15 protein-coding genes and 1 tRNA gene are annotated in these 13,623 nt (G+C 66.9%); 13 read left to right on the top strand and 3 right to left on the bottom strand.

Annotation, left to right across the window (positions count from 1 at the left end; genetic code table 11):
• Positions 1 to 114: 114 nt before the first annotated feature.
• Together flaF and flbT are read right to left on the bottom strand one after the other, a co-directional pair.
• Positions 115 to 477: a flagellar biosynthesis regulator FlaF gene (gene flaF, locus P0Y52_03685; GenBank protein WEK58648.1), complete on the bottom strand. Its 363-nt coding sequence runs from the start codon at positions 475 to 477 to the stop codon at positions 115 to 117.
• Positions 437 to 862 carry a flagellar biosynthesis repressor FlbT gene (gene flbT / locus P0Y52_03680; GenBank protein ID WEK59439.1) on the bottom strand — a complete coding sequence of 142 codons (426 nt, stop codon included), beginning with the start codon at positions 860 to 862 and terminating at the stop codon, positions 437 to 439. Before flbT ends, flaF begins: the two co-directional genes overlap by 41 nt.
• 179 nt (positions 863 to 1,041) lie before the next feature.
• On the opposite strand from flbT, the gene P0Y52_03675 reads away from it, so the two are divergent.
• The 7 genes from P0Y52_03675 (at position 1,042) to P0Y52_03645 (ending at position 5,510) form a co-directional block, all read left to right on the top strand.
• Positions 1,042 to 1,476, top strand: coding sequence for a hypothetical protein (locus tag P0Y52_03675; GenBank protein WEK58647.1), 435 nt, complete (start codon positions 1,042 to 1,044; stop codon positions 1,474 to 1,476).
• On the top strand, positions 1,473 to 1,679 hold the full coding sequence (locus P0Y52_03670; protein WEK58646.1) for a hypothetical protein: 207 nt from the start codon (positions 1,473 to 1,475) through the stop codon (positions 1,677 to 1,679). The genes P0Y52_03675 and P0Y52_03670 overlap by 4 nt, the downstream gene beginning before the upstream one ends.
• Before the next feature lie 76 nt (positions 1,680 to 1,755).
• A complete protein-coding gene (locus tag P0Y52_03665) occupies positions 1,756 to 2,616 on the top strand; it encodes a MoxR family ATPase (GenBank protein WEK58645.1) in 861 nt (286 codons plus the stop codon).
• 91 nt (positions 2,617 to 2,707) lie between these two features.
• On the top strand, positions 2,708 to 3,610 hold the full coding sequence (locus P0Y52_03660; protein ID WEK58644.1) for a methyltransferase type 11: 903 nt from the start codon (positions 2,708 to 2,710) through the stop codon (positions 3,608 to 3,610).
• A gap of 156 nt (positions 3,611 to 3,766) precedes the next feature.
• Positions 3,767 to 4,360, top strand: coding sequence for an HD family hydrolase (locus tag P0Y52_03655; GenBank protein WEK59438.1), 594 nt, complete (start codon positions 3,767 to 3,769; stop codon positions 4,358 to 4,360).
• A gap of 8 nt (positions 4,361 to 4,368) precedes the next feature.
• Positions 4,369 to 5,325, top strand: coding sequence for an NAD regulator (locus P0Y52_03650; protein WEK58643.1), 957 nt, complete (start codon positions 4,369 to 4,371; stop codon positions 5,323 to 5,325).
• 95 nt (positions 5,326 to 5,420) lie between these two features.
• Positions 5,421 to 5,510 (top strand) — tRNA-Ser (locus P0Y52_03645).
• 58 nt (positions 5,511 to 5,568) lie between these two features.
• On the opposite strand, the gene P0Y52_03640 is transcribed toward P0Y52_03645, so the two are convergent.
• Positions 5,569 to 5,700: a hypothetical protein gene (locus P0Y52_03640; GenBank protein WEK58642.1), complete on the bottom strand. Its 132-nt coding sequence runs from the start codon at positions 5,698 to 5,700 to the stop codon at positions 5,569 to 5,571.
• Positions 5,701 to 5,927: 227 nt separating this feature from the next.
• On the opposite strand from P0Y52_03640, the gene P0Y52_03635 reads away from it, so the two are divergent.
• The 6 genes from P0Y52_03635 to P0Y52_03610 all read left to right on the top strand — a co-directional run bounded on the left by P0Y52_03635 (position 5,928) and on the right by P0Y52_03610 (position 13,612).
• Positions 5,928 to 7,373: an aldehyde dehydrogenase family protein gene (locus P0Y52_03635; protein ID WEK58641.1), complete on the top strand. Its 1,446-nt coding sequence runs from the start codon at positions 5,928 to 5,930 to the stop codon at positions 7,371 to 7,373.
• Positions 7,374 to 7,385: 12 nt separating this feature from the next.
• A complete protein-coding gene (locus P0Y52_03630; GenBank protein WEK58640.1) occupies positions 7,386 to 8,150 on the top strand; it encodes an SDR family oxidoreductase in 765 nt (254 codons plus the stop codon).
• Complete coding sequence (gene leuB, locus P0Y52_03625) at positions 8,134 to 9,252, top strand: 3-isopropylmalate dehydrogenase (GenBank protein ID WEK58639.1); 1,119 nt, start codon at positions 8,134 to 8,136, stop codon at positions 9,250 to 9,252. The genes P0Y52_03630 and leuB overlap by 17 nt, the downstream gene beginning before the upstream one ends.
• Positions 9,253 to 9,262: 10 nt before the next feature.
• Positions 9,263 to 10,549 (top strand): acetylornithine deacetylase/succinyl-diaminopimelate desuccinylase family protein, encoded by a 1,287-nt coding sequence (locus P0Y52_03620; protein ID WEK58638.1) that lies wholly within the window; start codon positions 9,263 to 9,265, stop codon positions 10,547 to 10,549.
• A 5-nt stretch (positions 10,550 to 10,554) separates the two neighbouring features.
• The gene (locus P0Y52_03615) at positions 10,555 to 11,124 is read left to right on the top strand and encodes a cupin domain-containing protein (protein ID WEK58637.1); all 570 of its coding nucleotides are present in this window, start codon (positions 10,555 to 10,557) and stop codon (positions 11,122 to 11,124) included.
• Positions 11,125 to 11,416: 292 nt separating this feature from the next.
• Positions 11,417 to 13,612, top strand: a complete 2,196-nt coding sequence (locus P0Y52_03610) for a TonB-dependent receptor (protein WEK58636.1) — start codon at positions 11,417 to 11,419, stop codon at positions 13,610 to 13,612.
• The last annotated feature ends 11 nt before the right edge of the window (positions 13,613 to 13,623 follow it).

Below are 13,623 nucleotides of genomic sequence, written 5' to 3'. Positions count from 1 at the left end.
TGATGACAATGAGACACTGGCCACCTCCTTTCAGCTGCTGAAACAGGAAGGTCAGGCTAGGGCCGGTCGCGGCCCTTCGTAAAGCCTGCTCCCGCCTTCGTGATCAGGCTGCGATCAAGCGGCCTGAGCCGGCGGCGCCAGGCCCTGCATGACCATGCGATTGATGTCGATCAGGGTCTCGAAATCCCCCTCGCCGCGCATCACCGCCGAGCTGTGCCGGCCAATGAACAGGTCCAGAGAAATGATCTGGGCCCGCAGCGCCTGCGGCATGGCGTTCGAGGGTTCGCTGCACGACGTCGACAGGGTCGACCAGAGCCTGCGGTTCCAGTCGATCGCGTCGATCCGCGTGGTGATGTCCGACTTGTCGACCGTGGCCGCGTGCATCAGGGCGCGCGTCACCTGGCCGAACAGCCGGTATTCCATTTCGCGCGGTGATTCAGCCCGCGTCGCCGCCGTCTTGTACGCTTGAAGCGACATTGCCGAGCCTTTGGTCTTCGTAATCGACGATCTTACGGGCGCCCATCAGGGCCTTGTAGTACTGCCGCGCCAGCACATGCTTGGAGCAGGAAACGCATTCCGTCAGGATATCCGGGTTGCGAACCGCCCCCATGAACTCCGTCAGGCGCAAAGCAAATTCATCATAGAATTTAGGAGCTTCGTTCTCGTCGAGATACATCATCATGACGGGGAAATAGATGCGGCGCGCGGGCGTGGTGACGTCCTCGGGCTGCATGATGTCCTTTTCGCGCAGGACGCTGGCCTTGTTCTGAAGGACCAGGACGCCGCGCCGGTCGCCGTTCTGGACGACAGCGCCGTTCAGGACGAATTTTTCGCCGGGCTTGAGCGATAGTTTCAGCGGCAAAGCGACTCTCCGTAGCGCGCCCCAACCTGAACGGCCGGCAGCTGACGAACTGTAAAGCGACGTGGTTAACCATCCCTTCACTCGCGGCTGCGGGAAATTCCAGTCAACAGCGACGGCCGCCGAAAGAACGGAACGTCGCGCCAGCCTGCGCCGTTACCTCTTCAGCAAGGAGGCGCATGATGGGCAACCCGGACCACGATTTCGACGCCCAGGACCAGGCCGAGGTCTATGACGAGACCCATATCGACGACGAGGGCGAAGGCGACCTCTCGCTCGATGAGGTCGAGGATGTTCTGGACGTCACCCAGACCGAGGGCGACGCGGACGACGAGCCCTTTGATGAGGACGATCTCGATCTGGAACGTGACCTGGCCCTGGACGGCGTCGAGGCCGAGGCCGACGCCCTGCTAGGGGTCGATTCGGTCCGCGTAAGCGAGGCGGACGCCCATGGTCAGGTCAGTGCAAGCCCCGACGAAGTCGAACTGGTTTACGCCGGCCTGATGCGCAACCGGCGCGGCGCCCAGGCCAGCGCGGCCCACTGGGAGGCCCGGCGCCTTTCCGACGATGACATCGAGGACCTGGGCTACGGCCCCGACAGCGAGGAGAGAGCATGAGCGATCATCACCCCACCAAGACCCAGGAAGACTGCGACACCAACACCCCGCCCGCCAAGTCTGCAGCGCGCGAGGAGGGCAAACCCGACCAGTTGAAGGACAAGGCCAAGGAGGCGGAAAACCGTCAGGAAGCCCTGCTCGATGAAGGCGTCGAGGAAACCTTCCCTGCCAGCGACCCGGTTTCGGCGAAACGCATCACCTGAGCTGCGCCCGCCCGTCTGTTCAGGCGGGTTCTGATAAGCTACCTGCTCCTATCCCCCCGATTGGAGCAGGTCTTTCATGAGCCGGTTCGAAGGCACGTCCGACTATATCGCCACCGACGATCTGAAGATCGCGGTCAATGCGGCGGTGGCGCTGGAGCGACCGTTGCTGATCAAGGGCGAGCCGGGCACCGGCAAGACGGTTCTGGCCTATGAGCTGGCCCGCGCGCTGAACGCGCCGCTGATCACCTGGCACGTCAAGTCGACGACCAAGGCCCACAACGGCCTTTATGAATACGACGCCGTCAGCCGCCTGCGCGACAGCCAGCTGGGCGACGAGCGCGTCCATGACGTCCGCAACTATCTGAAGAAGGGCAAGCTGTGGGAGGCCTTCACCGCCCCGGCCCGCCCCGTCCTGCTGATCGACGAGATCGACAAGGCCGACATCGAGTTCCCCAACGACCTGTTGCAGGAACTCGACCGCATGGAGTTCTACGTCCAGGAGATTGACGAGACGATCCGCGCCGAGGTTCGGCCCGTCGTGATCATCACCTCGAATAATGAAAAGGAACTGCCGGACGCCTTCCTGCGCCGCTGCTTCTTTCACTACATCCGCTTCCCCGACGCCGAGACCATGCAGGACATCGTCGAGGTCCACTTCCCCGGCATCAAGCCGCGCCTGGTCGCCGAGGCGCTGAAGACCTTCTACGAAATCCGCGACACGCCAGGTCTGAAGAAGAAGCCCTCGACCTCGGAACTTCTGGACTGGCTGAAGCTGCTGCTGGTCGACGATGTCTCGCCGGAGACCCTGCGCGAAAAGACGCCCGGCAAGCTGATCCCGCCCCTGCACGGCGCCCTGCTGAAGAACGAGCAGGACGTGCACCTGTTCGAGCGACTGGCCTTCCTGAACCGCCGCGAAGGCAGCCGCCCCGGATCTTGAGGCCGCCGCGATCCAGCCGCCTTCGATTACCGCGATTTCACTGGAATAGCTGCGCCTTGCGCGCACAATCGGGTTCGAACAGGAGCCGACCATGCATCACCTCCTCTGGCCCGTCTGCGCGCTCGCCTTGATGACCGCCGGTTGCGACAACGGCGGCACGGTGCGCATCACCTCGACCTCGTCCGGCAAGGATGCGGCGGGGGTGCTCAAGGTGGTCGACGCCCTGCAATGCCCGCAGACGCAAGGCGTTCTGACCCGCAAGGGCTCGGCCCAGGCGGACGGCACCACCTGCATCTACAGCGGCCCGCGCGGCTCCGAAGTCACGCTGCAACTGGTGAGCCTGAACGGCGGCTCGACGGACAGCGTGCTCAAGGGATTCGAGAACCGCCTCAGCGCCGACCTGCCCGAAGCCATGGCCGAGGCGCGCGCCGATGAAGCCCGCGCCCGCGCCGATGCGGAACGCGCGGAGGCCGAGGCCGCCCGCGCCGAGGCCGAGGCCGAACGTGCCGGTCAGAATGCCGAACGCGCCGCCGCGATGGCCGGCGCCGCCTCCGCGGACTCCGCCCACATCAGCGCCCCAGGCGTGCGCATCGACGCCCAGGGCGACAAGGCCACCGTTCGTCTGCCCGGCATGCATATCGACGCCGACGGCGACCGCGCCAACATCAGGATCGGCGGCCTGACCATCCGCGCCGACGACAGGAACGGCCAGGTCAAGGTCCGCTCCAGTCCGTCCTCGAGCGAATCCGTGACCATCGACGCCGGCGACAGCGGCGCCCGCATCCGCACCGTCACCCCGGGCGAGGCTGTGCGCGCCACCTTCCTGATGACCGCCGATCAGTCCTCGCGCACCGGCTGGCGCGTGGTCGGCTATGAGGCGCGCGGCCCCGCCGGCGGCCCCATCGTCGTCGCCACCGTGCGCGGCAAGGATCGCAACGAAAACCGTGTGTTCGAGGCCGCCAAGGCCTTGGTGACGCTGAACGTCGGGGATTAACCCCCACGAATCGCAACGCCTGCCCTTGATCGGGCGTTCGGGATGCGTCACCTCACCTGCCCCATGCGCAGGACCACGAACTTGCCCGAAGAACACGAAGACCTGGCGCCCAAGCCCAAGCCCAGAACCCCCAAGCCTCCGCGGGCCTGGCAGCGGATGCTGTCCGGCCGTCGCCTGGACCTGCTCGATCCGTCGCCCTTCGACATCGAGATCGAGGACATCGCTCACGGCCTGGCCCGCGTCGCCCGCTGGAACGGCCAGACGATCGGCGAGCACGCCTTCTCGGTCGCCCAGCACTCGCTGGTGGTCGAAGAGATCGCCGCCCACATCCGCCCGGGTCTTGAGCCCAAGTGGCGCCTGGCCGCCCTGCTGCACGACGCCTCGGAATACGTCATCGGCGACATGATCTCGCCGTTCAAGTCGGCGCTCGGCGCCGGCTACAAGGACTTCGAGGCCCGGCTGGAGGCCGCCATCCACGTCCGCTTCCAGTTGCCGCCCAAGACGCCGCAGACCATCAAGGTCCTGATCAAGAAGGCCGACCGCGCCTGCGCCTTCTATGAGGCGACGCAGCTGGCCGGCTTCAACAAGCGCGAGTCGCTACAGATCTTCGGCGCCCCGCCCGCCGGTTACGACCTGATCATCGACCCCCTGCCCGCCTCGGTGGCGCAGCAACGCTATCTGGACCGCTACCGCGTTCTGGCCGAAGCTGTCGGCATCCTGCCCGGCGCCGACGCCTGGCACACGGAATAAGGAACGGCATGGCGCAAGGGGGAGCGGCACAAGGCACTGAACAGGGCGTGCGCATCGGTCTGTCGGCCGTGGTCATCGCCCTGCGCGCCGGTCAGGCCGTGGTCCTGACCACCCACGCTGCGGACGGCGCCCCAGCCCTGCCCTTCGGCCCGTTCGATCCGGCGCGTGACCGCACTTTCGAACTGGCCCTGCGCGCCTTCGTGACCCAGCAGACCGGCTTTCCGCTGGGCTTTGTCGAGCAGCTCTACACCTTCGGGGATGCGGGCCGCGCCTCGCCGCGCGCCACGCCCGGCCCTGAGCGCGCGCGCGAGGTCTCGGTCGGCTATCTGGCCCTGACCGCCGACGCGCCCGAGGCCCCCGGCCTGGACGCCGCCTGGACGCCCGTCTTCGACATCTTCCCGTGGGAGGACTGGCGCGACGGTCCGCCCGCCGTGATGCAGACGCTGGCGCCGGCCCTGCGCGCCTGGGCCGACGGCGACGCCCGCCGCCTGGGCCGCGCCGAGACCCTGTTCGCCCTGACCCCGGACCGTCGCTGGAACGAAGAGCGGGTGCTGGAACGCTATGAGCTGCTCTACGAGGCCGGACTGGTCGCCGAGTCGGCCCGCGACCATGACCGCCCGGCGCCGCCGCTCCTTCCCGATCTGCCGATGGCCTCCGACCACCGCCGCATCGTCGCCACCGCGCTCGGCCGTCTGCGCTCCAAGCTGAAGTACCGCCCGGTCCTGTTCGACCTGACCCCCGACACCTTCACCCTGTCCGCGCTACAGGCCGCCGCCGAGGCCGTCGCAGGACTGTCCTTGCACAAGCAGAACTTCCGTCGCGGCGTCGAACGCGCCGGTCTGGTCAAGGCCACAGGCGTGTTCTCCAGCGACACCGGCGGCCGTCCGGCAGAGCTTTTCCGCTTCGTCGGCGCCGATCCTCTGGGCGGTCCCGCACCCGGCCTGACCCTGCCCGGACAGCGCTGAAACTTTTATCGAATTTCTTCGCTGGAATCGCTTGCGGCCCGCCGCGCCTTTGACTAGAGAAGCCCCTCGCTCGACCAAGCGAATATCGGCCCCGCGGAGAGGTGGCAGAGTGGTCGAATGTACCGCACTCGAAATGCGGCGTACGTGGAAGCGTACCGTGGGTTCGAATCCCACCCTCTCCGCCACCGGCCTTTGATCAAGACAGTCGCCCTTCGGGGCAAAAGCGATCCGTAATCGCCGCGCCTAGCCGACGATGGCCGCATAGAGACTGACGCCGAACGCGGCCAGAACCGCCAAGGCTGACAGGATGGCGCCGATCGCGCCGATGACCAGGATGACAATCAGCAGGATGTCCTGCAGCGACGAAGGCTTCATCGCGCAAGCCTAGCCTTGCCCTACCCGCACGTCGAGCCACCCACGCTGAGCGGTCGCTTCGGTCGCTCATGATCACAGGTCGGCCATTCGATCAGAATTCCGATCACCAACAACAGAAAATCAGTCACTTGCGTCTCAGCCAAAAAGGGCTTGTTGCGTAATCCATAATCAGGCCCACTGACTTTCGAGCGTTCGCGACGGCGAGCGATGATGGTGAGCAGAGCTTGATGGTCGCGCCCTTCCCCACGGATCAGGTCTTTATCGGCGGCCGGTGGCGGGCGGCGAGCGGCGGTCAGACCCTGGCCATTGAGAACCCTTCAAACGGCGAGACCCTGGGTGTGCTGGCGGCGGGCGTAGCTGCGGACATCGACGCGGCGGTCGAGGCCGCGCGCGCGGCGCTGGTTGGGCCCTGGGGCCGCATGACGGCAGTCGAGCGCGGGCGGGTGCTGGCGCGCATGGGCCGCGAAGTCGAAGCCCGCATCGACCTGCTGGCCGAGCTTGAGGCGCTGGATGTCGGCAAGCCCCTGAAACAGGCGCGCAACGATGTCGTCGCCCTGGCGCGATATCTGGAGTTCTACGCCGGGGCGGCGGACAAGCTGCACGGCGAGACCATTCCCTTCCTCGACGGCTACACGGTCTACACCCTGCGCGAGCCGCACGGGGTGACGGGTCACATCATCCCCTGGAACTATCCGATGCAGATCATCGGCCGGTCGGTGGTGGCGGCGCTGGCGGTCGGCAATGCGGCGGTGCTGAAGCCCGCCGAGCAGGCCTCGCTGACGGCTCTGGCCTTTGCTCACATCGCCGCCGACTGCGGTCTGCCTGCGGGCGCGCTGAACGTCGTGACTGGCACGGGGGCCGAGGCCGGCGCGGCGCTGGCGGCTCATCCAGGCATCAACCACCTATCCTTCACCGGCTCGACCGGCGTCGGCGTGGCCATCCAGCAGGCGGCGGCGGTCAACGCCGTGCCGGTGACGCTGGAGCTGGGCGGCAAGTCGCCGCAACTGGTGTTTGATGACGCCGATCTGGACAAGGCCCTGCCATTCTTGGTCAACGCGGGCGTCCAGAATGCGGGCCAGACCTGTTCGGCGGGATCGCGCATCCTGGTCCAGCGCGGCGTCTATGACGAGGTGGTGCGCCGCATGGGCGAGCGTTTCCGCGCCCTGACCGTCGGCCCGGCCATGGACGACCGCGACGTCGGCCCTCTGGTGTCGAAGAAGCAGCAGGCCATGGTCGAGCGTTATATCGAAAGGGGCCGCGCCGACGGCCTGATCGCGGCGCAGGCGACGCTGCAGGACCTGCCGGAAGGCGGCGCCTATGTGGCCCCCACCCTGTTCGCCGGGGTCGCGCCCGATCACCCGCTGGCGCAGGAAGAGATCTTCGGCCCCGCCGTCGTCGTCATCCCCTTCGACACCGAGCAGGACGCGATCGCCATCGCCAACGGCACCGATTACGGCCTGGTCGCCGGGGTCTGGACCGCCGACGGCGGACGGCAGATGCGGCTGGCGAAACGGCTGCGGGCCGGACAGGTCTTCATCAACAATTACGGCGCGGCGGGCGGGGTCGAACTGCCCTTCGGCGGCGTCGGCAAGTCGGGCCACGGTCGCGAGAAGGGGTTCGAGGCGCTCTACGCCTTCACCACGCTCAAGACCGTCGCGGCCCATCACGGATAGGGGAGTCTCGCGTTGGAGGGGAACAGATCGAAGCGGCTGGAGGGCAAGCGAGCGATCGTCACGGGGGGAGCCTCCGGCTTCGGCGCCGGCATCGCGCGCCGCTTCGCCGAGGAAGGCGCCCGCGTCATCGTCGCCGACCTGAACGGGGACGCGGCCCGCGCCCTGGCCGCTGAACTCGGCGACGAAGCTCTGGGCGTGAAAGTGGACGTGGCCAGCGCCGCTGACGTGACCACTCTGGCCGAGGCGGCGAACCGTCTGCTGGGCGGCGTCGATATCGTGGTCAACAACGCCGGGGTCGGCCACAGGCCCCAGCCGCTGGACGAACTGTCGGACGAGATGTTCGACCGCATCGCCAACGTCAATATGCGCTCCATCTATCTGATGTCTAAGGCCTTCGTACCGGTAATGAAGGCGCAAGGCTCCGGCGCCATCCTGAACATCGCCTCGACCGGCGGGGTCAGCCCGCGCCCCAATCTGACCTGGTATAACGCCTCGAAAGGCTGGGTCATCACGGCGACGCGGGCGATGGCGGTCGAACTGGCGCCCTTCCAGATCCGGGTGAACGCCCTGAACCCGGTGGCGGGCGAGACGCCTCTGCTGAAGACCTTCATGGGAGAGGACACGCCCGAGGTCCGGGCGAAATTCCTGGCCTCCATCCCCATCGGCCGCTTCTCGACGCCCGAGGACATGGGCGCCGCCGCCGCCTTCCTCTGCTCCGACGACGCGTCGATGATCACCGGCGTGGCCATGGAGGTGGACGGTGGCCGATGCATCTGACCGCCCGTTCAAGCTGCTGGTCCTGCCGGGCGACGGCATCGGGCCGGAGATCATCCGCGAGACCCTGCGCGTCGTCGACTGGGCCCGGAACGCCGGGCTGCGGATTGAACTGAGCGAGGGACTGGCGGGCGGCGCCAGCATCGACGCCGTGGGCGCGCCCATCAGCGAGGATGTGGTGGCTCAGGCCCTGGCCTCCGACGCCGTCCTGTTCGGCGCCGTCGGCGGGCCGAAGTGGGACCACCTGCCCCGCGCTCAACGGCCCGAGATGGGCATTCTGCGGCTGCGTCAGGCGCTGGACCTCTACGCCAACCTGCGCCCCGCCGTCTGTTTCGACGAACTGCTGGACGCCTCGGCGTTGAAGCCGGAACTGATCCGGGGCCTCGACATCCTGATCGTGCGCGAGGCCACCGCAGGCGTCTATTTCAGCCTGCCCCGCGCCAACGAGATCAGCCCTGACGGCCAGCGCCGCGCCTATGACACCCAGGCCTATACCGAGGCCGAGATCGCCCGCGTCTGCCGCACGGCCTTCGAGATCGCGCGCGGTCGCCAGCGCCGCCTCTGCTCGGTGGACAAGGCCAATGTCATGGAGACCGGCGCCCTGTGGCGCACTGTGGCGACCGAGGTCGCCGCCGACTATCCCGATGTGGAACTGACCCACATGTATGCCGACAACTGCGCCATGCAGTTGGTGCGCCGCCCGGCCCAGTTCGACGTCATCGTCACCGACAACCTGTTCGGCGACATCCTGTCGGACGCGGCGGCGGCCCTGACCGGGTCGCTGGGCCTGCTGCCCTCGGCCTCGCTGTCGGGGCTGGAAAACCCCGGCCGCAGCCGCGCCCTCTATGAGCCGATCCACGGTTCGGCGCCGGACATTGCGGGCCAAGGCATCGCCAATCCGATCGGGACCATCCTGTCCTTCGCCCTGTGCCTGCGTCACTCCTTCGACCGTACCGATCTGGCCGACCGACTGGAGCGCGCCGTGCGCCGCGTTGTGGCCCAGGGCGTTCGCACCCCGGATATCGCAGAGGCGGGCGTCGCCCCCGTCTCGACCATCCAGATGACCGACGCGGTGCTGGCCGCGTTGGACGCCGTTCCCCAGTGAGGCCCGACCGATGAGCGCCCCCACAATGCAGACCGTCATGGACCTGATCGACGGTCGCACCGACGAACTGGTCGCCCTGACCCAGGACCTGATCCGCTTTCCCACCGTCAACCCGCCAGGCGAGGCCTATCGCCCCTGCGCCGAATACATCGGCGAACGGTTGAAGAAGCGCGGCTTCACCGTTGAATATGTTCGCGGCGAGGGCTCGCCGGGCGACAGCGACGCCTATCCCCGCACCAATGTCATCGCCCGCTGGACCGGCAGCGAGCCGGGGCCTTGCGTCCACTTCAACAGCCATATCGACGTGGTCGAGGTCGGCGCCGGCTGGACCGTCGATCCCTTCGCAGGCGTAGTGAAGGACGGCCGCGTCTATGGCCGGGGCGCCTGCGACATGAAGGGCGGGCTGGCCGCCTCCATCATCGCGGTGGAGGCCCTGATCGATTCCGGCCTGCCCCTGCCCGGCGCGCTCGAAGTCTCTGGCACGGTGGACGAGGAATCCGGCGGCTACGGCGGCGTCGCCTATCTGGCCGAGCGCGGCTGGTTCTCCACCCCGCGCGTCGATCACGTCATAATCCCCGAGCCGCTGAACGTGGACCGGGTCTGCATCGGCCACCGGGGCGTCTGGTGGGCCGAAATCGAGACCAAGGGCCGCATCGCCCACGGCTCCATGCCCTTCCTCGGCGATTCCGCCATCCGCCACATGAATGCGGTGATGCAGGCCTTCGAGGACAAGCTCTATCCGGCCATGGCGGGCCGCCATTCCGAAATGCCCGTCGTGCCCGAAGGCGCCCGCCAGTCCACCATGAATATCAACTCGATCCACGGCGGCCAGAGCGAGGACTTCGACGGCCTGCCCGCGCCCTGCGTCGCCGATTCCAGCCGCATGATCATCGACCGTCGCTTCCTGATCGAGGAGACGCTGGACGACGTGAAGGGCGAGGTGAAGGCCATCCTCGACGGGCTGGCGGCGCAACGCCACGGCTTCCGCTACGAGATGCGTGACCTGTTCCAGGTGGCCCCCAGCATGGCCGACCGCGACGGGCCCGTGGCCAGCACCACCGCCGCCGCCATCGAGACGGTGCTGGGCAGGAAGGCGCAGTTCGTCTGCTCGCCCGGCACCTATGACCAGAAGCATATCGACCGCATCGGCAAGCTGAAGGACTGCATCGCCTACGGCCCCGGCGTGCTGGATCTGGCGCACCAACCCGACGAATGGGTCGGCATCGACGACATGACCAACTCGGCCAAGGTCATGGCCCGCGCAGCCTATGACCTGCTGACCCGCAAGCGAGGATGACCCCGATGGCCCGCGGAGACGGAGACAACGGCGACAACATCATCGGCCCGCGCCTGCGCGCCCTGCGGGACCGGCTGGGCCTGTCGCAACGCGCGCTGGCGCGAAAGGCGGGCGTGCCCTCCAGCACCGTCAGCCTGGTCGAGAGCGGCCGGACCAGCCCCTCGGTCGGCTCGCTGAAACGCCTGCTGGACGCCGCCGGCGTGTCGCTGGGCGAATTCTTCAGTTCCGAGTTCGAGACCCCGACCAAGCACTTCTATCGCCACGACGAACTGACCGACATCTCGCGCGGCGAGGTCTCCTATCGCCAACTCGGCTCGGGTCAGGACAGCAGCCTGCAGATCCTGCATGAGACCTATCAGCCCGGATCCGACAGCGGCCGGGTCATGCTGTCCCACGAGGGGGAGGAAGGCGGCCTGATCATAGCCGGGCGGCTGGAGGTCACGGTGGACGGTCAATCGCGGGTGCTGAAGGCAGGCGACGGCTACCTGTTTCCCAGCACGCTGCCGCATCGGTTCCGCAACGTCGGCGACGTGCCCTGCGTCGTCATCAGCGCCTGCACGCCGCCCACCTTCTGATGTTGCGATGCGATTGCTCGGAATAGTGAGCAAGCGGAATGGAATTCCTCATTAAGTCAGAGAACTGACCCATCAAAGAAACAGGCTTGCACAGCGAGCGAATTCGCCAGCTACTTCGTGCGTGACAATGAGGTGACACCGGAAGGAGGACAGGGACGCGGCAGCGCTTGCTGCATTGCACAACGTCTCTGGACTGAGAAATATGCAGGGGTGGCGGGACCTTCGTCCCGCTCACGACCGCGACGAGATCGCTCAGAACGATCCGCGCGGTTTCATTGGGAGGGATGAGGCGATGAATCGTCTTTTGGTCAGCGTATCCGCCGGGGCGCTCGCGGCCCTGTGTTCCACCACCGCCATGGCCCAGCAGGCGCCGCCGGATCGGGCCACGACGATCGACGAGGTCATCGTCACCGCCCAGCGGCGCGAACAGGCGGCCCAGGACGTGGGCATCGCCCTCAGCGTCCTGAGCGGTGAAAGTCTGGTCCAGCAGGGCATCACCAACGTCAACCAGTTGCAGAACGCCACGCCCAACCTGGAGGTCGAGCCAGCCTTCGGCGGCGGCGCCGCCCAGTTCCGCCTGCGCGGCGTCGGCTTCCAGGACTACGCCTCGAACAATTCGCCCACCGTCGGCGTCTATGTGAACGAGGTCGCCTATCCGGTGCCGGTCATGACGCAAGGATTGATCTTCGACATCGACCGGGTCGAGGTGCTGCGCGGTCCGCAAGGCACCCTCTATGGTCGCAACACCACCGGCGGCGCCATCAGCTTCGTCACCAAACGCCCGACAGACGAACTGTCCGCCGGCTTGATGACCGAGTGGGGCAGCTACAACCAGTTCCGCGCCGAGGGCTACGTCTCCGGTCCTCTGGCCTCGACCGTCCGTGGCCGACTGGCCCTCTCGACCGAACAGGGCGGCGCCTGGCAGCACAATCGCGTCACCGGCGAGAGCCTGGGCGACGCCGACCGCACCGGCGCCCGCGCCCTGCTGGACTGGACGCCGAGCGACAGCCTGTCCTTCCTGCTGGATGTCCACGGCGGCGTCGACAAGTCCGAGAACCAGGGCCTGTATCTGATCAGCGACCTGCACACCCGTCTGGGCGCGGGTCCGGTAATTCCGGCCGACAAGGATCGCTCCAAGACCGGCTGGGGCCTGTCCCCGCGCTTCGCCGCCGAGATCGGGCGCGACGTCAACGCCAAGCCGGGCCGCGACAACTCGTCCTGGGGCACATCTTTGAACGCCAACCTGGCGCTCAAGGGCCTGAACCTAAACAGCATCTCCAGCTTCGAGACGCTGAAGCGTGATGAGTACGGCGACTGGGATTCCAGCGCCTCGGTCGAGGCCGACACCTTCTTCGGCAGCGACGTGGACGTGATCTCCCAGGAACTGCGCCTGTCCTCGGACAACGACAGCGCCCTGACCTGGGTGGCGGGCTTCTACTATTCCAAGCAGGACCTGAACGAGCGCTATTCGTCGGACTTCATCGACATCTACGGCACCTACGCCCAAGTCACCTATGATCAGAAGGTCGAGTCCTGGAGCCTGTTCGGCCAGGCGGAATACGCCTTCTCCGACCAGTTGAAGGCCATCCTGGGCCTGCGCTACGAGGAAGAAACCCGTGAGCTGGAAGGCTTCGGTTCGGCCTTCGGCGGCGCCACCGCCCTGCCTCCGACCAGCGTCGACACCAAGATGACGCCCCTGACCGGCAAGGCGGCGCTGGAGTTCAAGCCTACCGACAACCTGCTGATCTACGGTTCGGTCAGCCGGGGCGCCAAGTCGGGCGGCTTCACCACCTACAACACCGGCGACCGCAGCGGCATCGCGCCCTTCGACCCGGAAATCCTCTGGGCCTACGAGGTTGGTTTCAAGGCCGATCCTTCGCGCGCCATTCAGATCAACGGCGCGGCCTACTACTACGACTACAACGGCCAGCAGGTGCTGTCGGCGGTTTGCGGCGTCAACGGCCCCGTCGGTCGCTTCACCAACGCCGACTCCAAGATCTACGGCGCCGAACTGGAGGGGGTCTTCCGCCCCGCCGCCGGTCTGCGGATATCCCAGAACGTCAGCTACAAGCAGGGCGAGTACACCGACTTCGTCGACCTCGACATTCCCAAGTGCCAGCAGACGCCGCGCGTCACCGCCTTCATCGACAAGTCCGGAGACGAAATCCCCTTCCCGGCTCTCAGCTACAGCGGCTCGATCTCCTATGATTGGACCGTCAGCGGCTTCGCCGTCACGGCCGAGACCAACTACTCCTATCGCGACGAATACCCGTCGTGGCTGGGCCCCAAATACGATGTCGAAGCCTATTGGCTGGCCAACGCCAGTGTCACGGTCGGTCCCGAGGACGCCAACTGGTCCGTCACCTTCTGGGCGCGCAACCTGTTCGATCAGGACTACGACCTGACACGCAACTTCTTCACCAGCGCCGACATCGCCCAACCAGGTCGTCCGCGCACCATCGGCGCGCGCCTGAGCCTGCAGTACTGACGGCTCCGCGT

Origin of the sequence: Candidatus Brevundimonas phytovorans (genome assembly GCA_029203145.1) — a bacterium.
In the GTDB taxonomy this organism is placed as follows: domain Bacteria; phylum Pseudomonadota; class Alphaproteobacteria; order Caulobacterales; family Caulobacteraceae; genus Brevundimonas; species Brevundimonas phytovorans.
The sequence above is the reverse complement of the archived record's forward strand: the minus strand, read 5'-3'. Positions and strand labels throughout refer to the sequence as shown.

Excerpts from the sequence above, each read along its gene's own strand:
- P0Y52_03620 (WEK58638.1), top strand. The coding sequence starts at position 9,263 with ATGAGCGCCCCCACAATGCAGACCGTCATGGACCTGATCGACGGTCGC.
- P0Y52_03640 (WEK58642.1), bottom strand. The coding sequence starts at position 5,700 with ATGAAGCCTTCGTCGCTGCAGGACATCCTGCTGATTGTCATCCTGGTC.
- flaF (WEK58648.1), bottom strand. The coding sequence starts at position 477 with ATGTCGCTTCAAGCGTACAAGACGGCGGCGACGCGGGCTGAATCACCG.
- P0Y52_03655 (WEK59438.1), top strand. The coding sequence starts at position 3,767 with ATGCTGTCCGGCCGTCGCCTGGACCTGCTCGATCCGTCGCCCTTCGAC.
- P0Y52_03615 (WEK58637.1), top strand. The coding sequence starts at position 10,555 with ATGGCCCGCGGAGACGGAGACAACGGCGACAACATCATCGGCCCGCGC.
- P0Y52_03635 (WEK58641.1), top strand. The coding sequence starts at position 5,928 with ATGGTCGCGCCCTTCCCCACGGATCAGGTCTTTATCGGCGGCCGGTGG.
- P0Y52_03665 (WEK58645.1), top strand. The coding sequence starts at position 1,756 with ATGAGCCGGTTCGAAGGCACGTCCGACTATATCGCCACCGACGATCTG.
- P0Y52_03650 (WEK58643.1), top strand. The coding sequence starts at position 4,369 with ATGGCGCAAGGGGGAGCGGCACAAGGCACTGAACAGGGCGTGCGCATC.
- P0Y52_03675 (WEK58647.1), top strand. The coding sequence starts at position 1,042 with ATGGGCAACCCGGACCACGATTTCGACGCCCAGGACCAGGCCGAGGTC.
- P0Y52_03610 (WEK58636.1), top strand. The coding sequence starts at position 11,417 with ATGAATCGTCTTTTGGTCAGCGTATCCGCCGGGGCGCTCGCGGCCCTG.
- P0Y52_03660 (WEK58644.1), top strand. The coding sequence starts at position 2,708 with ATGCATCACCTCCTCTGGCCCGTCTGCGCGCTCGCCTTGATGACCGCC.
- P0Y52_03670 (WEK58646.1), top strand. The coding sequence starts at position 1,473 with ATGAGCGATCATCACCCCACCAAGACCCAGGAAGACTGCGACACCAAC.